18 protein-coding genes are annotated in these 20,110 nt (G+C 60.3%); 7 read left to right on the top strand and 11 right to left on the bottom strand.

Annotated features, from left to right (window positions below; all coding sequences use genetic code 11):
• Positions 1 to 344 precede the first annotated feature (344 nt).
• Genes asd through leuC form a run of 5 tightly spaced genes read right to left on the bottom strand, consistent with a single transcriptional unit; the run spans position 345 to position 5,530 of the window.
• On the bottom strand, positions 345 to 1,457 hold the full coding sequence (gene asd, locus BLT89_RS04965; RefSeq protein WP_090193387.1) for an aspartate-semialdehyde dehydrogenase: 1,113 nt from the start codon (positions 1,455 to 1,457) through the stop codon (positions 345 to 347).
• 55 nt (positions 1,458 to 1,512) lie between these two features.
• Positions 1,513 to 2,595, bottom strand: coding sequence for a 3-isopropylmalate dehydrogenase (gene leuB / locus BLT89_RS04960; RefSeq protein ID WP_090193386.1), 1,083 nt, complete (start codon positions 2,593 to 2,595; stop codon positions 1,513 to 1,515).
• A 38-nt stretch (positions 2,596 to 2,633) separates the two neighbouring features.
• On the bottom strand, positions 2,634 to 3,392 hold the full coding sequence (locus BLT89_RS04955; RefSeq protein ID WP_090193385.1) for a class I SAM-dependent methyltransferase: 759 nt from the start codon (positions 3,390 to 3,392) through the stop codon (positions 2,634 to 2,636).
• Positions 3,393 to 3,446: 54 nt separating this feature from the next.
• Complete coding sequence (gene leuD / locus BLT89_RS04950) at positions 3,447 to 4,091, bottom strand: 3-isopropylmalate dehydratase small subunit (protein ID WP_090193384.1); 645 nt, start codon at positions 4,089 to 4,091, stop codon at positions 3,447 to 3,449.
• Positions 4,092 to 4,102: 11 nt separating this feature from the next.
• Positions 4,103 to 5,530, bottom strand: a complete 1,428-nt coding sequence (gene leuC / locus BLT89_RS04945; RefSeq protein ID WP_090193383.1) for a 3-isopropylmalate dehydratase large subunit — start codon at positions 5,528 to 5,530, stop codon at positions 4,103 to 4,105.
• Between the two features lie 192 nt (positions 5,531 to 5,722).
• Between leuC and BLT89_RS04940 the strand changes: the two genes are divergently transcribed.
• Positions 5,723 to 6,610, top strand: coding sequence for a LysR family transcriptional regulator (locus BLT89_RS04940; RefSeq protein ID WP_090193382.1), 888 nt, complete (start codon positions 5,723 to 5,725; stop codon positions 6,608 to 6,610).
• 44 nt (positions 6,611 to 6,654) lie between these two features.
• Positions 6,655 to 9,945, top strand: a complete 3,291-nt coding sequence (locus BLT89_RS04935) for a bifunctional diguanylate cyclase/phosphodiesterase (protein WP_157718795.1) — start codon at positions 6,655 to 6,657, stop codon at positions 9,943 to 9,945.
• Here the strand turns inward: BLT89_RS04935 and BLT89_RS04930 are convergent.
• From BLT89_RS04930 to BLT89_RS04910, 5 genes are all read right to left on the bottom strand, one after another.
• On the bottom strand, positions 9,932 to 10,900 hold the full coding sequence (locus tag BLT89_RS04930) for a tRNA dihydrouridine synthase (protein ID WP_090193380.1): 969 nt from the start codon (positions 10,898 to 10,900) through the stop codon (positions 9,932 to 9,934). The two genes, BLT89_RS04935 and BLT89_RS04930, sit on opposite strands and share 14 nt — an antisense overlap.
• A gap of 637 nt (positions 10,901 to 11,537) precedes the next feature.
• Positions 11,538 to 11,990 (bottom strand): acyl-CoA thioesterase, encoded by a 453-nt coding sequence (locus BLT89_RS04925; RefSeq protein ID WP_090193379.1) that lies wholly within the window; start codon positions 11,988 to 11,990, stop codon positions 11,538 to 11,540.
• On the bottom strand, positions 11,987 to 12,637 hold the full coding sequence (eda, locus tag BLT89_RS04920) for a bifunctional 4-hydroxy-2-oxoglutarate aldolase/2-dehydro-3-deoxy-phosphogluconate aldolase (RefSeq protein ID WP_090193378.1): 651 nt from the start codon (positions 12,635 to 12,637) through the stop codon (positions 11,987 to 11,989). The genes BLT89_RS04925 and eda overlap by 4 nt, the downstream gene beginning before the upstream one ends.
• A 1-nt stretch (position 12,638) precedes the next feature.
• Positions 12,639 to 14,450 carry a phosphogluconate dehydratase gene (gene edd, locus BLT89_RS04915; protein ID WP_231975086.1) on the bottom strand — a complete coding sequence of 604 codons (1,812 nt, stop codon included), beginning with the start codon at positions 14,448 to 14,450 and terminating at the stop codon, positions 12,639 to 12,641.
• A gap of 43 nt (positions 14,451 to 14,493) precedes the next feature.
• Entirely contained in the window at positions 14,494 to 15,174 is a 681-nt protein-coding gene (locus BLT89_RS04910) for a 6-phosphogluconolactonase (protein WP_157718794.1), read from the bottom strand.
• Between the two features lie 227 nt (positions 15,175 to 15,401).
• Here BLT89_RS04910 and BLT89_RS04905 point away from each other — a divergent pair, with 227 nt between their 5' ends.
• The 4 genes from BLT89_RS04905 (at position 15,402) to BLT89_RS04890 (ending at position 18,148) form a co-directional block, all read left to right on the top strand.
• Positions 15,402 to 16,013 carry a GNAT family N-acetyltransferase gene (locus BLT89_RS04905; RefSeq protein WP_090193375.1) on the top strand — a complete coding sequence of 204 codons (612 nt, stop codon included), beginning with the start codon at positions 15,402 to 15,404 and terminating at the stop codon, positions 16,011 to 16,013.
• A 7-nt stretch (positions 16,014 to 16,020) separates the two neighbouring features.
• Positions 16,021 to 16,317 carry an antibiotic biosynthesis monooxygenase family protein gene (locus BLT89_RS04900; RefSeq protein ID WP_090193374.1) on the top strand — a complete coding sequence of 99 codons (297 nt, stop codon included), beginning with the start codon at positions 16,021 to 16,023 and terminating at the stop codon, positions 16,315 to 16,317.
• 71 nt (positions 16,318 to 16,388) lie between these two features.
• Positions 16,389 to 17,210, top strand: a complete 822-nt coding sequence (locus BLT89_RS04895; protein ID WP_172829117.1) for a c-type cytochrome — start codon at positions 16,389 to 16,391, stop codon at positions 17,208 to 17,210.
• On the top strand, positions 17,210 to 18,148 hold the full coding sequence (locus BLT89_RS04890; protein WP_090193373.1) for a cation diffusion facilitator family transporter: 939 nt from the start codon (positions 17,210 to 17,212) through the stop codon (positions 18,146 to 18,148). Before BLT89_RS04895 ends, BLT89_RS04890 begins: the two co-directional genes overlap by 1 nt.
• 27 nt (positions 18,149 to 18,175) lie before the next feature.
• On the opposite strand, the gene BLT89_RS04885 is transcribed toward BLT89_RS04890, so the two are convergent.
• Complete coding sequence (locus BLT89_RS04885; RefSeq protein WP_090193372.1) at positions 18,176 to 18,925, bottom strand: substrate-binding periplasmic protein; 750 nt, start codon at positions 18,923 to 18,925, stop codon at positions 18,176 to 18,178.
• 171 nt (positions 18,926 to 19,096) lie between these two features.
• Between BLT89_RS04885 and BLT89_RS04880 the strand changes: the two genes are divergently transcribed.
• A complete protein-coding gene (locus BLT89_RS04880; protein ID WP_090193371.1) occupies positions 19,097 to 20,107 on the top strand; it encodes a hypothetical protein in 1,011 nt (336 codons plus the stop codon).
• Positions 20,108 to 20,110: the final 3 nt, after the last annotated feature.

Here is a 20,110-nt window from a genome sequence, read left to right as displayed (position 1 = left end):
GCCCACGCCGCAAAGCGCTTCCCCACCAAGTCAGTGACTAAAGCAGTATCGTCAAGCTAGAAAGATTCTTCAAATTTTGCGGTAAGTATCTTTCACAGATAGTGTTTTATCAACTTTTGCCCCGGCTGCACACCCGTCAGACACAATGCTTTTCGACTAATTTGGAAGCAATCCACAATTCAGAACATGCACGGCGACTAAAACGGCCATGCAAAACACCAAATTCCTTATGCAAACAGGCCCATTGAAGTACCTGGAAACTGCTTTTTTATAACCCGCATCAGCTCAGGCAGACTGCAGCCCCCCTTCCTGGAAAGGGGGGCCAGTTGATTGCTTCCCTGCGACTAGCGCTCCAGGAGAATCCGCAGCATGCGCCGCAACGGCTCGGCAGCACCCCAGAGCAGCTGATCACCAACGGTGAAAGCCCCCAGATATTGCGAGCCCATATTCAGCTTGCGCAGACGTCCCACCGGCACGCTCAAAGTGCCGGTTACGGCGGTCGGCCCCAGCTCGCGGATACTGGCGTCACGCTGATTGGGTACCAGCTTGACCCACGGATTGTGCTGGCTGATCAGGCTTTCGATGTCAGCCATCGGCACATCCTTGTTCAGCTTGATGGTCAGGGCCTGGCTGTGGCAACGCATGGCGCCGATGCGCACACACAGGCCATCGACCGGAATCGGACTCTTGTTGCGGCCGAGAATCTTGTTGGTCTCGGCCTGGCCTTTCCACTCTTCACGGCTCTGCCCGTTGGGCAGTTCCTTGTCGATATATGGAATCAGGCTGCCCGCCAGCGGCATGCCGAAATTGTCCACCGGGAAGCTGTCGCTACGCATGGCTTCAGCGACCTTGCGGTCGATATCCAGGATAGCGCTGGCCGGATTGGCCAGATCGTCCGCCACCGCACCATGGATTGCGCCCATCTGCTTGATCAGCTCACGCATGTTTTGCGCGCCGGCACCGGAAGCCGCCTGATAGGTCATGGCGCTCATCCACTCGACCAGGCCAGCCTCGTACAGACCGCCGAGCGCCATCAGCATCAGGCTGACCGTGCAGTTGCCGCCGATGTAGTTCCTTATGCCCGCATCCAGCGATTGATCGATAACCTTGCGGTTGACCGGATCCAGCACGATGACCGCGTTATCCGCCATACGCAGCGCCGAAGCCGCATCTATCCAGTAACCATCCCAGCCGGCTTCGAGCAGCTTGGGGAAAACCTCGTTGGTGTAGTCGCCGCCCTGACAGGTCAGAATCACATCCAGACCTTTCAGATCGTCAATGCTGTAGGCATCTTTCAGCGGGGCAATATCCTTGCCCACGGCAGGTCCCTGGCCACCGACATTCGAGGTTGAAAAGAACACCGGCTCTATCAGGTCAAAGTCCCGCTCTTCCAGCATGCGCTGCATGAGCACTGAACCGACCATACCGCGCCAACCGATCAGACCTACACGTTTCATAACCACAACACCTTTGTTAACCGCCTTCCGCTAAAGATGCGGAGGGCTGGAAAGATTACAGATTGCGCAGCGCTTCGACTACCGCATTACCCATGGCAGAGGTACCTACTTTGGTCTTGCCTTGCGACCAGATATCACCAGTACGCAAACCCTGATCCAGTACCAGGCTCACCGCTTTTTCAATGGCATCCGCCGCTACAGCCTGGTTGAAGCTGTAACGCAGCATCATCGATACCGAAAGGATGGTCGCCAGCGGGTTGGCAATCCCCTGCCCGGCGATATCCGGTGCCGAGCCATGGCACGGCTCGTACATGCCCTTGTTGTTGGCATCCAGCGAGGCGGACGGCAGCATGCCGATAGAGCCGGTAAGCATGGAGGCTTCATCGGAGAGGATGTCGCCAAACATATTGTCGGTCACCATCACATCGAACTGCTTTGGCGCACGCACCAGCTGCATCGCTGCATTGTCCACGTACATGTGGCTCAACTCGACCTGCGGATAATCCTTTGCCACTTCTTCGACCACTGCCCGCCACAGCTGGCTGGACGCCAGCACGTTAGCCTTGTCGACCGAGCAGAGCTTCTTGCCGCGCACCATCGCCATGTCGAAACCGACACGGGCGATCCGACGGATTTCGCTTTCGCTGTACGGCAGCGTGTCGTAAGCCATGCGCTCGCCGTTTTCCAGCAATTTGCTTTCGCGCGGCTGGCCGAAATAAATCCCGCCGGTCAGCTCGCGCACGATCAGGATATCCAGCCCCGCCACTACCTCGGGCTTGAGGCTGGACGCATCGGCCAGCTGTGGATAGAGAATCGCCGGACGCAGGTTGCCGAACAGACCCAGCTGCGAGCGGATCTTCAACAGCCCGCGCTCGGGGCGGATGGCCGGATCGATCTTGTCCCACCTGGGCCCGCCAACGGCACCGAGCAGTACGGCATCAGCCGCACGCGCGCGTTCCAGTGTTTCGTCAGCCAGCGGTACGCCGTACTTGTCGACCGCAGCACCGCCCAGTTCGTCAAAGGCCAGTTCAAAGTCCAGCTTGTACTTGTCGTTGGCCAGGCGCAGCACCTTGACCGCTTCAGCCATAATTTCCGGACCGATGCCATCACCGGGGAGTACCAGAATTTGTTTGCTCATGAATTTCTCTCTCACTCAAACCATTGTGTAGTGGCGGCTTAACGCTCCGCCCACAGAACCAGCACATCAAAACTGAAGGAGCCGTCAGCGGCCACTTCAAAATACTCGCGCACCTCGTCACCCACGGCCTGTTGCAAAGCGCGGATGGCCTGACGGAAGACCTCCGGCGTGCGCATCCGCTCGACCCAGGTGGAAAAATCGATATGCAGTCGCTGGCGACTGTGCGCGGTCACCTGCAAGCCTGCCGCACCAACCTGTTGCAGCCACTCGGCAGCAGAGTAATCGCGCACATGACTGGTATCGCGCAGCACCTCGACCGTTTGCAGATGGGTATCCAGCAGCGGCAGGCCCGGCGCCATCACATCGATAAAGGCCGCCACCCCGCCCGGTTTCAATACCCGCCGCGCCTCATGCAGTGCCTGGCCCAGATCACTCCAGTGATGCGCCGAAAATCGGCTGAAAACGAAATCAAACTCGCCATCGGCAAAAGGCAGACGCTCGGCAGCACCCAGACGGGTCTGCACATTGTTCAGCCCACGCTCCCGGGCTGCAGCTGCCACGACAGCCAGCATCTGTTCGGACAGGTGGTAAGCCACTACCTCGGCCACCGCTGGCGCCACATGAAAACTCACATGCCCGGCGCCACAACCCAGATCCAGCACACGCGCAGCGCTGCGCCCGGCTACGGCGGCCTGCAACAAGGCAAATTCGGCCCCCTGCGCATGCACGGCACTATTCAGGTAGGCACTGGCCTGCTCACCGAACTGGCGCTGCACCACTTGCTCATGCTCACTCATGCCGTGCCTCCGATGATTCTCTCCCTGTGCCCATGCAATCCGGCAAGGTCGTACTTACAACGCGCCAAACAACCAGGGCTGATTTTGCTGATGACGCTGCTCAAAGGCCTTGATCGCATCACTGTCCTGCAAGGTCAGGCCGATATCATCCAGACCATGCAGCAGGCAGTGTTTGCGGAAAGCATCCACTTCAAAGCAGTAAAAACGTCCATCCGGACGAACCACCGTCTGCGCGGCCAGATCAATCGTCAGCTGGTAACCCTCGGTCGCTTCACATTGCTGGAACAGCTCATCGACTTCTTCTTCCTTGAGAATGATCGGCAGCAAGCCGTTCTTGAAACTGTTGTTGAAGAAGATGTCGGCAAAACTCGGCGCGATCACTGCATTGAAGCCGTACTCTTCCAGTGCCCAGGGCGCATGCTCGCGACTGGAGCCGCAGCCGAAGTTTTCCCGCGCCAGCAGCACGCTGGCACCCTGATAGCGCGGCGCATTGAGCACGAAATCGGCATTCAGCGGGCGCTGCGCGCAATCCTGATTGGGCTGGCCGACATCCAGATAACGCCACTCGTCGAACAGGTTCTGGCCAAAGCCGGTGCGCTTGATCGATTTCAAGAACTGCTTGGGGATGATCTGGTCGGTGTCGACGTTGGCACGATCCAGCGGTGCGACCAGGCCGGTGTGTTGGGTAAAGGCTTTCATCACTGTTCTCCTCAGGCCTGGATCAATTCACGCACATCGATAAAGCGGCCGGTTACCGCAGCCGCCGCGGCCATCGCCGGACTGACCAGATGGGTACGCCCACCGGCACCCTGACGGCCTTCGAAGTTGCGGTTGGAGGTGGACGCGCAATGCTCGCCACTGCCCAGCTTGTCCGGATTCATCGCCAGGCACATCGAGCAGCCCGGCTCACGCCATTCAAAACCGGCCTCGATAAACACCTTGTCCAGCCCTTCCGCCTCGGCTTGCGCCTTGACCAGACCGGAGCCCGGCACCACCAGCGCTTGCTTGATCGTACTGGCCACTTTACGGCCCTTGGCCACTTCCGCCGCTGCACGCAGGTCTTCGATCCGCGAGTTGGTGCAGGAACCGATAAACACCCGATCCAGCGCAATGCTGGTGATCGGCTGATTGGCCGTCAGGCCCATGTACTTGAGCGCCCGCACGATCGAGTCGCGCTTGACCGGATCGGCCTCGGCGGCCGGGTCCGGCACATTCTGGTCGACGGCCAACACCATCTCCGGCGAGGTACCCCAGCTGACCTGCGGCTTGATATCTTCAGCATTGAGCGCAACCACCTTGTCGAACTGGGCATCGGCATCCGACACCAGCCCGCGCCACTGCGCCACGGCCTTGTCCCAATCCGCGCCTTTCGGCGCAAACGGGCGACCTTCCACATAGGCGATGGTCTTTTCATCCACCGCCACCACGCCGACCCGCGCGCCGGCTTCGATGGCCATGTTGCACAGGGTCATGCGCCCTTCCAGCGACAAGTCGCGAATCGCGCTGCCGGCAAATTCGAGGGCATGGCCGTTACCGCCGGCGGTACCGATCTTGCCGATAATCGCCAGTACGATGTCCTTGGCGGTGACGCCAAACGGCAGCTTGCCTTCCACCCGCACCAGCAGGTTCTTCATTTTCTTCGCCACCAGACACTGGGTCGCCAGCACGTGCTCGACTTCCGAAGTACCGATGCCGTGGGCCAGCGCGCCGAAGGCACCGTGGGTGGAGGTGTGCGAATCGCCGCAGACCACGGTCATGCCCGGCAAGGTCGCGCCCTGCTCCGGACCGACCACATGCACGATGCCCTGACGGCTGTCGTTCATCTTGAATTCGAGGATGCCGAAGTCATCGCAGTTCTCGTCCAGCGTCTGCACCTGCAAGCGCGAGACTTCGTCGGCGATCGACTCCAGACCACCCTGACGTTCGGCCCTGGTAGTCGGTACGTTATGGTCCGGGGTGGCGATGTTGGCGTCGATCCGCCACGGCTTGCGCCCGGCCAGACGCAGCCCTTCAAAGGCCTGGGGCGAAGTCACTTCATGCAGAATGTGGCGATCGATATAGATCAGCGAAGAGCCATCATCGCGGCGCTTCACTTCATGCATATCCCAGAGCTTGTCGTACAACGTTTTGCCGGCCATGGGTCAATCCTCATCTTCAGGCTTGGAATGTGAAAGGGTTTTCACCCCGAATGACATAGGGGAATGCTAAGGACTATTTATAAATAACTCCAATTCATTCTTTTCATGCTTTGGATAACATTATGGAATGTTGCAGTTAAACTGCGGCAGGACATCCAGTCACCCCGCAGCGCACGGAAAGGAGCTTGCCCGATGGATATCGCCAATCTGCATGCCTTTATTGCCATTGCCGAAACCGGCAGCTTTTCCCTGGCTGCTGAACAACTGCACCTGACCCAGCCAGCCGTCAGCAAACGCATCGCCGGGCTGGAACAACAACTCGATGTGCGCCTGTTTGATCGCCTGGGCCGGGAGATCGGCCTGACCGAAGCGGGACGCGCCTTGCTGCCCAGGGCTTACCGGATTCTTGGCGTACTGGACGACACCCGGCGCGCCCTGACCAACCTGAGCGGTGAGATCAGCGGACGCCTGACCCTGGCCACCAGTCACCACATCGGCCTGCATCGCCTGCCGCCACTATTGCGCGCCTTTACCCGCGCCCATCCCCAGGTTGCCCTGGACATCCAGTTTCTCGACTCGGAAGTGGCCTATGAAGAAGTGCTGCATGGCCGCGCCGAACTGGCGGTGATCACCCTGGCACCGGAAACCCGCGAATCGGTGCGCGCCACACTGGTCTGGAACGACCCGCTGGATTTTGTCGCGGCACCCGAGCACCCGCTGGCCCGCAAGGAGCAGATCAGCCTGGCGGATGTGGCACAACATCCGGCGGTATTTCCCGGCGGCAATACTTTTACCCACCACATCGTGCGACGGCTGTTCGAGGGGCAGGGGCTGACGCCCAACATCGGCATGAGCACCAACTATCTGGAGACCATCAAAATGATGGTGTCGATCGGCATTGCCTGGAGCGTACTGCCACGCACCATGCTCGACGAACAGGTCACGCGCCTGCCCTTGCCGGGCATCCAGCTGGATCGCCAACTGGGTTACATTCTGCATAGCGAACGCACCCTTTCGAATGCCGCCAGAGCGTTTATGGCCCTGCTTGACCAGCAACGCAGTCAAGGTCAGCAGGCCTGACGACTGCTATCGTAATCATGTCCGTCCAATTTTGAGGACCCAGCTTGCCTAAAACCACAGCACCATCCGATCCGCCGGCAACGGCCAATCAGTCAGACAATCCGTCCTTGACCGAGAATCGGGGTGTGCAACTGCAAATGCTCCGGGAATGGGTACATCTGGCACCCATGGCCATGACCCTGGTCCGCTACCCGGAAGGGACGATTCTCGCCGCAAATCATCAGATTGCAGAGTTGCTCGGCTGGACCCCGGAGCAGATGTGTGGCCGCACTACCCGGGAACTCGGACTCCTGGTAGACCTGCAGCAGCGCGAGCAAATTATCCAGCGCGCGCGCGCCCATCAGGAGCCGATCGCATTTGATCTGCAACTCTCCAGTCAGTCAGGACAACTGATCGATGTGCAGGCCTGGGTGCGCTATACCCGACAGCAGGATCAGGAATTTCTGCTGCTTTCCCTGCACGACCAGACCGATATCAAGCGCACCGAAGAAGACCTGCGCATCAGTCGGGAAAAATTTTCCCTGGCCTTTCGTATGTCACCTGACGCCGTGGTCATCACCGACCGGCGCAGCGGCTGCCTGGTTGAGGTCAACAGCAGCTTCGAGCGCCTGTTTGGCTGGAAAGCCAGCGAAGCCATTGGCCGCTCGGCCTTTGACCTGGGGCTCTGGGCCAATGCCCGTGACCGCGAACGACTGATCGAGGGAATCAATGCCAACTCGGCCTTCCAGATCGAGGCCATGGCGCAAGCCCGCGATGGCAGCCAGACCCTGGCCGAGGTGTATGGCGCGGAGTTCATGCTCAACGGCGAACCAACCCTGCTGCTGACCGTCCGCGACATCAGTCGGCAACGCCAACAGGAACAAGCCATCCGCGACAGTGAAGAACGCCTGAACATGGCGCTGGAGTCTGCCCGCCAGGGGTTCTGGGACTGGCAGATCGATAGCGGCCATTATTATGCCTCGGCCCGCACGGCAAGCCTGCACGGGCTTGGCAAAGAACCGCTGAATGACTCGATCGACACTGTGTTCCAGAGCATGCCACTGGAAACCCGGCGCGCAGTCCACAGGAGCTACAGGCTGGTTCTGGAAGCCACCAGACAGCCGGTCACCTTTACCTACCAGATCACTCTGCCCTCCGGCGCCACCCGGCATCTGGAAGCTATCGCCCACCTGTATCGGGATGAGCAGAACAAGCCGATCCGCATGGTCGGTATCGTTCTCGATATCAGTGAAAAGGTACAGCACGAACAACAGATCAAGGCCTCCGAAGAGAAATTCACCGCGCTGTTTCAAGCAAGCATGGAACCTTGCTGTGTGGTGCAGCGGGATAGCGGCAAGTTCATGGAGATCAACCAGAGTTTCAGCGAAACCTTTGGCTGGACCCCGGAAGAAATCATCGGCCTGCCACCCTCGGCGCTGAACTTCTGGACGGATCCTGCGCACGTCGAAGAAATCAGCAATTTGCTGCAGCACCAGAGCGTGATCCGCAATTACCCGATCCGTCTCCGCCACAAGCAGGGACACATCCTCCAATGCCTGTGCTCCATGCGCCAGTTACAGGTCGGCATCGAAAGCGTGGTTACCGCCAGCATTCTCGACATCACCGCGCAACTCAAGGCGGAAGCGGCCTTGCGCACCAGTCAGGACAAGTTTTCCAAAGCCTTTCATAACAGCCCGGATGCCATCAGCATCGTCGACCTAAACAGCACCCTCTATCTGGAAATCAATGAGGGTTTCACCCGCGTAAGTGGTCTTACCGCCAATGAAGTAGTCGGCAAAAGTTTTCACGATGTCGGCATCTGGAGTACCTCCGACCAGGTCGCCAGGCTGAATGAAATTTTTCAGCGCGACGGACGGATACGCAATCAGGAAACATTCGGGCGGCACAAGAATGGCACTTCCCTGACACTCTCGGTCTCCGTGGAGCAGTTCGAACTCAATGGCAGGCCTTGCCTGTTGACCACCAGCCGCGACATTTCAGAGCTGAAAAGTGCTGAAGCGCGCATTGAGCACATGGCCTATCACGACCCGCTGACCAACCTGCCCAACCGCACCCTGCTGACCGACCGCCTGCACCAGCAAATTCCGCTGTTCAAGCGGCACAACATGCGCGGCGCCCTGCTGTTCATGGACCTCGATCGCTTCAAGACCATCAACGACTCCCTTGGTCACGCTGCCGGCGACAGCGTCCTGAAAAGGGTTGCCAGCCGGCTGGAAAAGGCCGTGCGCGCGGAGGACACCGTTGCCCGTCTGGGTGGCGATGAGTTCGTCATCCTGCTCAGCGCAATTGAAGGCGACCTGAACTGTGCCCAACTGGATGCCATGGCGCTGGCAGAAAAGTTGCGGGCACTCCTGGCCGAACCCATGCTGTTTGACGGGCATTATCTGCATATCACCCCGAGCATCGGCATTGCCATTATTCCGGATCACGGCGAGGAACCGGTCGATCTGCTCAAGCATGCCGACATTGCCCTGTACCGGGCCAAGGATGCCGGACGCAATGCCATAAAAATATTCCAGCCTTCGATGCTGGAACAGGCCAATGAGCGCCTGCGCCTGGACACTGACCTGCGCCAGGCCCTCGAATCCGGACAGTTCAGGTTGCACTACCAACCGCAGGTGGATGCACGCGATGGTCGCATCATCGGCGCCGAAGCCTTGCTGCGCTGGCAGCATCCGACACTGGGCATACAACTGCCCAACCAGTTCATTCATGTCCTTGAAGAGAGCGGCCAGATCGTCAGCGTTGGTCACTGGGTTCTTGAGCAGGCCTGCCGGGTGTGCGCCACCCTGCTTGAGGACCGGCTGGCAAGCGCAGACCAGTTCAGCATGGCAGTCAACATCAGTGCCGCCCAGTTCGCCCAGCCGAACTTTGCCGAGGGTGTATTCAGCATTCTCAAGCAAACCGGCGTGCCGGCCAGCATGCTCAAGCTGGAAGTAACCGAAAGCATCGTCATCAAGGACATGGAAAGTACCGTCACCAGGATGCAGCTGTTGCAGCAAGGTGGTGTCAACTTTGCCATGGACGACTTTGGTACCGGCTACTCGTCGCTGACCTATCTCAAGCGCCTGCCGGTGGATGTGCTGAAAATCGACCGCTCATTCATTCACGACGCCACCCGCGAGTCCAACGACGTCGAAATCATTCGCGCCATCATCGCCATGGCCCAAAGTCTCAAGCTGGGCATCATTGCCGAAGGGGTCGAAGACCAGCAGCAGCTGGACTTTCTGACACGCGAAGGTTGTCACATTTACCAGGGCTACCTGTTCAGCAAGCCTGTCGCATTTGCAGAACTGCGTCAGCTGCTGCAGCAGCAAAAGCCTAGTCTTGACTAACCATTGCCAGCCCTGACATCCCCAGCAAAGCATCAATACGTGCGAAGTCTGTTTCGCGCTTTATCCGAGTGAACAGGTCAAAAGCCTCGGGGTAGTTGCGCGCCAACATGCCCAGCCACTGCTTCAGGCGACCCGGCGCCGAACGCTCGGTGAGGCGCTCCCGCACCTGCAACCAGAACGCTTGCAGCAGACCCAGCACCTCGGACCACGGCATTGGCGCGAGGTATTCGCCAGCCCGTGCCGCGACGATCTGCCGGGCCAGATCCGGCCTTGAAACCAGGCCGCGGCCCAGCATCAAGTCCTCGACGCCACTGACTTCCCGGCAGCGCTGCCAGTCCTCAACACACCAGACCTCGCCATTGGCGTACACCGGCACCTTGACCGTATCCGCCACCCGGGCAATCCACTCCCAGTGCGCCGGCGGTTTATAGCCATCGCGCTTGGTTCGCGCATGCACCACCAACTGCTCCGCACCGCCAGATTCCAGAGCCCTCGCACAATCCAGCACACCATCCGGACTGTCGTAACCCAGACGCATTTTCGCGGTAACCGCTATCTGCTTTGGCACGCTCTTGCGCACCGCATAGAGGATGTCGTGGAGCAAGTCAGGCTCTTTAAGCAGAACCGAACCGCCTCGTGACTTGTTTACCGTTTTCGCCGGACACCCAAAATTCAGATCAATAACCGGCGCACCCAACTCGCATGCCAGCGCGGCGTTATCTGCCAGGCAAGCCGGATCGGAGCCGAGCAACTGCACGCGCAACTGCGTACCTGCCGGCGTCTGCGCACCACACGCCAGTTCAGGCGCCAACCTGGTGAAGCTGCCAACCGGCAACAGGCGCTCTGATACGCGGATGAATTCCGTCACGCACCAGTCGATGCCTCCGACACGGGTCAGCACATCGCGGAGGATTTCATCCACCAGACCTTCCATCGGTGCCAGGGCGATTTGCATGATTGATCTGACCGGGAAGCGGAATTGAACGGGCTGCGGAGTTTACCGGAAAGCCTGGGGTGGTAGCGGATTGGCAATCCCAGGATGTTTTTTGTTCTTTTTCGACCGATTTCCGAAGTTGCTGGATAGTTCAGGTTGCTCCCCGCCGGCCGCCTTACTTTCTTGACTCGCTGCGCTCGCCTTTCGGGCCAGCCTTCGGCTGTTACTCCGCTGCGCTACGTTTGCTTGTGCAAAGCAAAGTAAGCAAAAGAAACACCCCCCTGCATCCGGGTCGCGCTGCGCACGACTTCCCTCACTGCGGCACCGTTCCGATGGCTCCCATGCTCCAGCGTGGGAGCCTGGCTTGCAGACGCTAGAGCGTCGAGGGCTGCATTCCCACGCAGAGCGTGGGAACGATCAAAATGCCCCGATGGGCCAAGGATGGCCCTTCGGGGCGTGCCTGCGGAGCGGCACCGGAGTGAGGGAGCCCGAAGCGCAGCGCAGGGCCGGATGATGGGGCAAGCGTTTTTGCTTACTTTTGCCGCAACCCCTGGCAAAAGTGACACGCCCAGTAGAGCGGAACAAAGCTATCAGCCAAGCGTGGCAACCGCCGCTAGCAAAAGGGCAAAAAGTCACGGATTGCCAATCCGCAACCCTTCTACAACTCCCGCGGAAACTGTTCTATCACCGCCGCCCCATACCCCTCGACAAACTCCACCGGCATCCGCCGGGGCTTGCCGCTGGACATCTCGATGCAGGCAAAGGTGGTGAAAGCCCGTGACAAGGTGACTCCGTCTGCCGGCCGCACAACCTGAAAGCGCCGGGTCATCTTGAAACGGTGATCGGACTCGATGATCCAGGTCGCCACCTGCAGATGCTGCCCCAGATAGGCGCTGGCCAGATAGTCAATTTCATTACGCACCACGGCCATGGCCCGATCCAGGCGCTGATAGTCGGCCAGATCCAGCCCCAGGCTTTGCGAATGGTGCCAGGAGCAACGTTCCAGCCAGCTGACATACACGGCATTGTTGGCATGCCCGAGGGCATCGATTTCATCGGCCTGCACCTGCAGGTCGATCACGTAAGGTTGTACAGCAAGATCCCAGCTCATGTTCGATGCTCCAGACTGGCAGCCAGCGCGCGGGCTTCCAGCGCCATTTGGGTGATCTGATCCCAGGCGCGGGCGCGGATCAGATTGGACGGTGCTATCCAGGTGCCGCCGACACAAGTGACATTCGGCAGGCGCAGGAAGTTCAGCAGATTTTCTGCAGTTATTCCGCCCGTCGGGCAGAAGCGTATACCGGTAAACGGCCCCTTGAGGGTATTCAACAGCTTGATGCTGGCATTGCCGTTGGCCGGAAACAGCTTCAGCGAACGATAACCATATTCCAGTGCCAGTAACACTTCAGAAGGCGTGCTGACCGCTGGCAGATAAGGTAAACCGGCATCATCCGCTGCCCTGGCCAGCCGTGCGGTAAGCCCCGGACTGACGACAAACTGCGCGCCGGCATCACGCGCCTCGGCAAACTGTTCGGGGTGAATCAGCGTGCCGGCACCGACCAGCAACGACGGAAATGCCTTGCCGATGGCCGCCAGTGCATCCAGTGCCCGCTCGGTGCGCAGGGTCACTTCCAGCACTTCGACACCACCGGCCTGCAGTGCCGCAGCCAGATCAACCGCCAGCGCCACATCGTCAAGGACCAGTACCGGCAGTACCGGACGCGCCCGCTGCAACACGGCTTCGATTGTCAGACCCATCTCATTCCTCCCATTCCAGGCTTGTAGCGCCCTGATCGGCCGGGCCAACCATGCGCCGCTGCAGGGCAAACAGTTGCAAACCATAACCTGCCGCTGAGGCCGGGGGGGTGCTGGCGGGTTTGCGTTCAGCCCATTGGGCCACATCCTGCTCGACGTGCAATAGCCCCCGTTCGGCATCCAGCTCGATCCAGTCACCATCCTGCAACCAGGCCAGCGGCCCGCCCAGCGCCGCTTCCGGGGTCAGATGCAAAGCGGCCGGGACCTGGCCGGAGGCACCGGACAGGCGTCCATCGGTGACCAGTGCCACTTTCTGCCCGGCCTGCTGCAGATTGGCCAGCAGCGGCATCAGCTTGTGCAGTTCGGGCATGCCATTGGCGCGCGGCCCCTGAAAGCGCACCACCAGCACCAGATCGCCAAGCAGCTCACCGGCGGCATAGGCTGCCTGCACAGCGGCCTCGCTCTCGAATACCCGCGCCTGTGCCCGTACGTGCAAGTTCGACGCTGGCAGGGCCGAGGTCTTGATAATCGCCCGGCCCAGATTCCCCTGCAGCAGGCCCAGTCCGCCTTCAGCGCTGAACGGCTCAGCCAGCGCACGCACGATAGCCGGCGCCGGGCTGCTTGCAGGCAAATCACGCCAGCCCAGTGCGCCCTGCTCCAGCCAGGCCTCGCGACCGTAATCTGCCAGCCCCTGCCCCGCGACGGTCGGCACATCGCCGTGCAGCAAGCCGCCACCGAGCAGCTCACGAATCAGCCAGGCCGGGCCACCGGCGGCCTGAAACTGGTTCACATCGGCCGCGCCGTTGGGATACACCCGCGCCAGCAAGGGCACCACCTTTGACAACTCGGCAAAGTCCTCCCAGAGCAATTGATACCCGGCAGCGCGGGCAATCGCTGGCAGGTGCAGGCTGTGATTGCTCGAGCCGCCACTGGCCAGCAAGGCCACCACCGCGTTCACCAGGCACCGGGCATCAACCTGCAAACCCAGCGGCAGATAGCGCTCACCCTGCCGGCTGTTGCGCGCCACCAGTCGTGCCGCCTCATCCGTCAATGCCGTGCGCAGGGGGCTGTGCGGATGGGCAAAGGCACTGCACGGCACATGCAGACCCATGGCCTCCATCAGCAGCTGGTTGGTGTTGGCGGTGCCGTAAAAGGTGCAGGTGCCGGCCTCGTGATAGGCGGCCTGCTCGGCGGCCAGCAGTTCCTCGCGGCTGGCTTCACCACGGGCAAAGCGCTGGCGCAGCGCCGCCTTGTCCTTGTTGGCCAGGCCCGAGTGCATCGGCCCGGCCGGAACAAACACCGCCGGCAGATGACCGAAATGCAGGGCGCCGATCAGCAGCCCGGGAACAATCTTGTCGCACACACCGAGGTACAGACCGCCATCGAAAATCCCGTGGGTCAGGCCGATGGCTGTGGCCTGGGCAATCAGGTCGCGGGAGAACAGTGACAGCTGCATGCCCGCCTCGCCCTGGGTGATGCCATCACACATGGCCGGCACCCCGGCAGCAAACTGCGCGGTGGCGCCAACCCGCGCCAGCGCCTGTTTCAACTGTTCGGGATAATCGCGCAGCGGCTGATGGGCCGAGAGCAGGTCGTTGTAACTGGAGACAATGGCGATGTGCGGCGCCCCGCCCTGTTTGATGATCAGGCGGGCATCGGTCGGTTGCGCAGCCAGTGCATGGGCCAGGTTGGAGCAACCCAGATGTTCGCGCGGCGCGCGCCCGGCAGCCTCCTGCACACCTTGCAGATAGCGTGCACGCCGAGCTGCCGAACGCACTTCAAGGCGCATCGTTACCTGTTCCACCACGCTATGCAGCATGCATTCGATCCTCGCACTGTACTGGCCCCAGTGTACCCATTCAGGGCGCCCAATAAATGCCCGGCGGCACGCGTTGCTGATGCAGCAAGGCATGCAGGGGCAAGGTGCGGGTTTCCGGCAGATCGGCGAGCACCTGCTCGATCAACTCCGCTTTGCGCGCGCCAAAGGCCAGCAACCCCAGCCACCGGGTGCTCAGCAGCATGGGCAAATTGAGCGACAGGCGCAGCTGGGGCTCGACCGGCGCACGGCCAACGACACAGCCAGCCGGCTGCTCCACATCCAGCGCTGATGCCAGCCCCGGCATGCCCGGAAACAGCGAAGCAAAATGGCCATCCTCACCCATGCCCAGCAGCACCGCGCTGAACGGCAGCCAATCACCCAGCCGGTCGCCCCATTGCCGTGCCGCAGCACGCGCCTCGCTACCCTGCCGCGGGTCCAGCCAGCGCGCAGCAGGCAATCCTTCGCGCAGCAGCTGCAGGTTGCTATCCGCCGCATCCGCCGCGACCCAGCGCTCATCCGTAGGGCTGGCCAGTATCCGCGACCAGTCCACGGGCAGCGCGGCCAGCAAGGGCAGCAGCTGCTGCGGCGTGCTGCCACCGGGCAACAGCACCTGCGCCCGGCCTTGCCCGCGCAATGCTGCCTGCAATGGCAGCAGCAACGCCTGAGCAACGGCAGCCAGTGCCTGTGGGCGCGATTCGAACTGGAAAAACTGGACGGACATGGAAAATTCACTGTTCAGGGCTTGCCTCATGATGCGCCAGCCGGTGCTGCGCATACTACCTCTGCGACTGTTTCGCAGCGGCAGTACAGACGCCGGCATAGCCCGATGCCTCCAGTTGCTGCATACAGTCTTGCCGTAGTGCGCGATTCGTCGGAGACTCTTGCAATAACCGGCAGCAAGCTGACACAAGCAACCAGAACAATTGACGCTCCCGGAAGGCTGTCTGCATGCACATCGAAAAAACCACTCTGCGTGGCCGTAACGTCCGTCTGGAACCGCTCAGTCAAGAGCACCTGCCGGGGCTGGCTGAAGCCATTGAAGACGGCGCGCTGTGGCAACTGCCGGTCACTATCGTGCCGCACCCGGAGGATTTGCCGCAGTTTCTGCAGAACGCCGAAGCCCAGTTCCACGCCGGCAAGGAGCTGTCCTTCGCCACCATCGACGAAGGTTCCGGCAAAGTGGTCGGCAGCACCCGCTTCCGCAACATCGAGAGTGCGCACAAACGGGTAGAAATCGGCTTCACCTTTATTGCCCAGTCCTGGCAACGCAGCCATATCAATACCGAAGCCAAGTACCTGATGTTCAAACATGCCTTCGAGCACTGGCAGTGCAACCGGGTGGAATTGCTGACCGACTTTCTCAACCTCAAGTCCCGGGCGGCGATTGCCCGCATCGGCGCGCGCGAAGAAGGCATCCTGCGCAGCCATATGCTGATGGGCGACGGGCGCATCCGCGACTCGGTAATTTTCAGCCTAGTGGCCAGCGAATGGCCACAGGCCAAAGCCCGCCTGGCGTCCTGGCTGCAAGCCGGTGACTATCCGCGCGGCCAGCCAGAGTAGACCAGCGATGATCCTTGAGGCAGCAATGCTGCAGGTTAAACCCGGGCTGGCATCTGCATTCGAGCAGGCCTTTGCCCAGGCGCAGGCGATTATCAGCGCGATGCCCGGCTATGTTTCACATCAGCTGCAGCGATGCCTCGAGGTGCCGGACAAATACCTGTTGCTGGTGCAGTGGCAAACGCTGGAGGATCACACCATCGGCTTTCGCCAGTCGGAGCAATACCAGCAATGGCGCCTGTTGCTGCATGATTTCTACCAGCCATTCCCGGTCGTGGAGCACTTCGAAAGGGTCCTGACTGGTTGACAACCAACGCTTTCGGCTAAGGTTAAGCCATCGCCGATTAGCGCTCCCCGCAAGATGAAGAGAAATACTCCATGCTCAAAAAACCATACGCCAACGTCCTACTGATCACCCTGCTCAGCGCAGCCTGCAGCATGACCCTGCATGCCGAACCGGTACCGATGAACCCGCCTGCTGAAACCAGCATTCCGCAAGGGCCGACAGGCGACGCCATCAAGCTGGGCAAACTGCTGGTTACGGACACCCGCAAGCAGCTACCGGAGAATGTCGGTGGCGGCCTCAACTGCAGCAGCTGCCATCTGGGTGGCGGCACCGTGGCCAATGCCGGCCCTTATGTGGGCCTGTGGGGGGTGTTCCCCGAGTACCGTACCCGCTCGGGATCGATCAATTCGCTGCAGGAACGTATCAACGACTGCTTCGAGCGCTCGATGAACGGCAAGCCGCTGGCCTTCGATTCGAAAGAAATGAACGCCATGCTGATGTACATCCAGTGGCTGTCCACCGGCGTACCGGTCGGCACCGCCGTGGTTGGCCGTGGCATGGGCAGCATCAACAAGGACCTGGTAGCCGATGCCGATAACGGCAAGCAGTTATACGCCCAGAAATGTGCCGCCTGCCATGCGGCGAATGGCGAAGGCATGAAAAACACCGATGGCAGTTACAGCTTTCCGCCGCTCTGGGGCAATGACTCGTTCAATATAGGCGCCGGCATGGCTCGCACCTATACCGCCGCCGCCTTCATCAAGCACAACATGCCGCTGGGTCAGGGCAACACCCTCAGCGATCAGGAAGCGGTGGATATAGCCGCCTACTTCACCCATCAGCCGCGGCCCGCATTCGCTGGTGCCAAAAACGATTACGCCAACGGCAACAAGCCGAAAGACGCACGTAATTGATGCACGACAAAACTGCTCAAGATCACCCGCATGCCCACGGGCATGCGCACAGTCATGGGCCGCAAAGCTTCAACCGCGCCTTTGCCATCGGCGTCACGCTGAACCTTGGCTTCGTCCTGCTTGAAGCCCTGTTCGGTGTGTTATCCAACTCTCTGGCATTGCTCGCCGATGCCGGGCACAACCTGAGTGACGTGCTCGGCCTGCTGCTGGCCTGGGGTGCCAATGTGCTGGTGCAGAAGCGTCCGACCCGCCGCCATACCTATGGTCTGCGCCGCTCATCGGTCATGGCTGCGCTGTTCAATGCACTGTTCCTGCTGATTGCCGTGGCTGCCATCGCCTGGGAGGCATTGTTGCGGCTGTCCGACCCGCAGCCGATTGCCAGCGTTACGGTAATCGTGGTGGCCGGCATCGGCATCCTCATCAATGCCTATACCGCCTGGCTGTTCATGTCCGGCAAGGACCATGACATGAACATCCGCGGCGCCTATCTGCACATGGCTGCCGATGCGGCGATTTCCTTCGGCGTGGTACTGGCGGCAATCGCCATGCTCTTCACCGGCTGGCTGTGGCTCGATCCGCTGGTCAGCATCCTGATTGCGATCATCATCGCCTTCGGTACCTGGGGGCTGATGCGCGAATCGGTGAACCTGTCGCTGGACGCGGTTCCCGCCCATATCCAGCCGGACCAGGTACTGGCCTACCTGCAGAGCCTGCCCGGCATCAGCGAGGTGCACGACCTGCACATCTGGGCCATGAGCACCACCGAAGTGGCACTCACGGCGCATCTGGTCAAACCCGATGGCAATCTGGATGACGAACTGCTGACCGAAATCGCGGAAGAGTTGCACGAGCACTTTGCCATCCAGCACAGCACGCTGCAGTTCGAGCGCGGCAACCACTGTGTGCCGTGTCGACAGGCACCGGACGAGGTGCTTTGAAGCAACCTGCGCCGCCAGCCGATGACTTCAACGGGTATATTTCTCCAGCAACGCTGCATAGGTTCCATTGGCATGCAAGCGCTCGAACGCCTCACGCAAGGCCGCCACCCGGCTATCCGGAGTACCCAGGCTGAAGGCAAAGTAATAATCCTCACCTTCACCCGAGAGCAACAGGGTCGGCACGAAGTCCATCAGTGGATAACCGGCCTCGCGGGCGGCGGCAGCCATCTGCAATTGGCTAGATGCCAGTAGATCAATGCGGCCCAGCTGCAACTTGTGCAGGTTCTGCACATCCTTGCCGGTGATCAGTTGCAGATTTTTGCCCTGCACGAAACCAAGCCGTAGCAGATCCCGGGTCGAGGCATCCTGCTCGGCATTACTGCCAACCTGCCAGCGCTTGGCATCCTCGATCGACTGCAAATCGATATCCTGGCGACTGGCCAGCCGGTACAGATACATCTTGCGCGGCAAGACCGGCGCTACCCACTTGAACAGCTGTTCCCGCTCACGGGTGCAGGCAATGCTGAAGATCAGCACATCAGGCTGTTCCAGCGCGGTTTTGTAGGCACGATTCCACGGCATGAACTCGATGCGCGGATGCTCCCCAAGCAGCTTGAGTGCCGCTTGCAGCAACTCCACGGAAAAGCCTGCCGGCTGACCGTCTTGCTGGAAGTTGTAGGGGGCCCACTCTTCGGTAACCACGCGAAAGGCAGCTGCCTGGGCCGGTACAGCCAGAGCCAGGAATCCCAGCAATAACAGACGACGCAGGTTAGCCATAAGCGGACTCACTGAAGATCAGGCGCGTATGAAATCATCCTGCTCCGGGCGCTGCAATCAGAGCCGGGACACGCCTGCCGAATCACCCGGCGCCGGGGGCTGGAAACCCGCAAAAGTCTACCTATAATCGACCCCGGCTCTAACAATTCAGAAAAAAACAAGGAAAACCGCATGAATGCCATCAAAGTCCTGACTGCCGCCATCGCACTGACGTCCCTTGCTGCCTGTTCGGTGACGTCCACCAATGAGGTCATCAAACCCGCAGAGCAAGCCTCCGGCCCTTTCGGCATGTTTACCCATGACGCCGTCAAGGTTGAAGGCGGTAAAGCCTTCGTCGGGGTAAAGAAACTGGTGATTGGCTCGTTCAAGGTCGGCTTCATCACCACCAAAAAAGAGCATGCAAAAGCCGGTAGTGGTGTCGGCGGCAACTCCAGCGCAATGATGGAACTGCATGGCATAACCCCGGCCGTCATGCAGAGCATCACCGACAAGGCTTATCAGGATCTGCTTGCCCAGTTGCAAGCAGCCGGTTACGAAGTCGCCGACCGTGGACAACTGGCCAGCAGCGAGTTCGAAAAATCCGCCAGCAAAGCCTCGCCGTTCACCGAAGAGGCGTCCTTCTTCGGCAGCGACAACACCGTGACCTATGTGGCACCCGAGTCCATCGGCAAGCTGTACTTTTTCATGGGCGAGACCGGTCAGGGAAACGGCTTCAACTTCAATACCCCGGACATGGCCGCCTCGGGCTTTGCCGACAAGAACAAACTGCCAATCATTTCAGTCATGTACAACCTGGATTTTTCTTCCAATAAAAGCGAGACAGGCGCTTTTGCCAGCTTCTCCGCAGTGGAGGTCGGGCAGGCACTCTCGGTTACTCCCGGCAGTGGCATCATCCTGATCGGCGGCCAGGGCGGCACCTTCAGCACCACCAATGGCTCGGTAAAACTGGGCCAGCCGATCGCCTCACCGGAGCCGTTCGGCGAAATCACCAATACCACCTCTGGCGGCATGGTCGCACTGGAAACCACCGTCAACGCTGCCAGCGCGTTGCTAGGTGGCGGTACCAACCAGAGCCGCGATTTCAGTGTTACCGCTGATCCGGCGAAATACAGCAGTGGCGCCGAAAGCATCCTGAAGAAGACCAATGCCGATCTGATCCTCAGCATGAAAGCGGCAAAATAACCT

Origin of the sequence: Pseudomonas pohangensis (assembly GCF_900105995.1) — a bacterium.
GTDB classification, from domain to species: Bacteria; Pseudomonadota; Gammaproteobacteria; order Pseudomonadales; family Pseudomonadaceae; genus Aquipseudomonas; species Aquipseudomonas pohangensis.
The sequence above is the reverse complement of the archived record's forward strand: the minus strand, read 5'-3'. Positions and strand labels throughout refer to the sequence as shown.

Excerpts from the sequence above, each read along its gene's own strand:
- asd (WP_090193387.1), bottom strand. The coding sequence starts at position 1,457 with ATGAAACGTGTAGGTCTGATCGGTTGGCGCGGTATGGTCGGTTCAGTG.
- leuB (WP_090193386.1), bottom strand. The coding sequence starts at position 2,595 with ATGAGCAAACAAATTCTGGTACTCCCCGGTGATGGCATCGGTCCGGAA.
- BLT89_RS04955 (WP_090193385.1), bottom strand. The coding sequence starts at position 3,392 with ATGAGTGAGCATGAGCAAGTGGTGCAGCGCCAGTTCGGTGAGCAGGCC.
- leuD (WP_090193384.1), bottom strand. The coding sequence starts at position 4,091 with ATGAAAGCCTTTACCCAACACACCGGCCTGGTCGCACCGCTGGATCGT.
- leuC (WP_090193383.1), bottom strand. The coding sequence starts at position 5,530 with ATGGCCGGCAAAACGTTGTACGACAAGCTCTGGGATATGCATGAAGTG.
- BLT89_RS04940 (WP_090193382.1), top strand. The coding sequence starts at position 5,723 with ATGGATATCGCCAATCTGCATGCCTTTATTGCCATTGCCGAAACCGGC.
- BLT89_RS04930 (WP_090193380.1), bottom strand. The coding sequence starts at position 10,900 with ATGCAAATCGCCCTGGCACCGATGGAAGGTCTGGTGGATGAAATCCTC.
- BLT89_RS04925 (WP_090193379.1), bottom strand. The coding sequence starts at position 11,990 with ATGAGCTGGGATCTTGCTGTACAACCTTACGTGATCGACCTGCAGGTG.
- eda (WP_090193378.1), bottom strand. The coding sequence starts at position 12,637 with ATGGGTCTGACAATCGAAGCCGTGTTGCAGCGGGCGCGTCCGGTACTG.
- BLT89_RS04910 (WP_157718794.1), bottom strand. The coding sequence starts at position 15,174 with ATGTCCGTCCAGTTTTTCCAGTTCGAATCGCGCCCACAGGCACTGGCT.
- BLT89_RS04905 (WP_090193375.1), top strand. The coding sequence starts at position 15,402 with ATGCACATCGAAAAAACCACTCTGCGTGGCCGTAACGTCCGTCTGGAA.
- BLT89_RS04900 (WP_090193374.1), top strand. The coding sequence starts at position 16,021 with ATGATCCTTGAGGCAGCAATGCTGCAGGTTAAACCCGGGCTGGCATCT.
- BLT89_RS04895 (WP_172829117.1), top strand. The coding sequence starts at position 16,389 with ATGCTCAAAAAACCATACGCCAACGTCCTACTGATCACCCTGCTCAGC.
- BLT89_RS04890 (WP_090193373.1), top strand. The coding sequence starts at position 17,210 with ATGCACGACAAAACTGCTCAAGATCACCCGCATGCCCACGGGCATGCG.
- BLT89_RS04885 (WP_090193372.1), bottom strand. The coding sequence starts at position 18,925 with ATGGCTAACCTGCGTCGTCTGTTATTGCTGGGATTCCTGGCTCTGGCT.
- BLT89_RS04880 (WP_090193371.1), top strand. The coding sequence starts at position 19,097 with ATGAATGCCATCAAAGTCCTGACTGCCGCCATCGCACTGACGTCCCTT.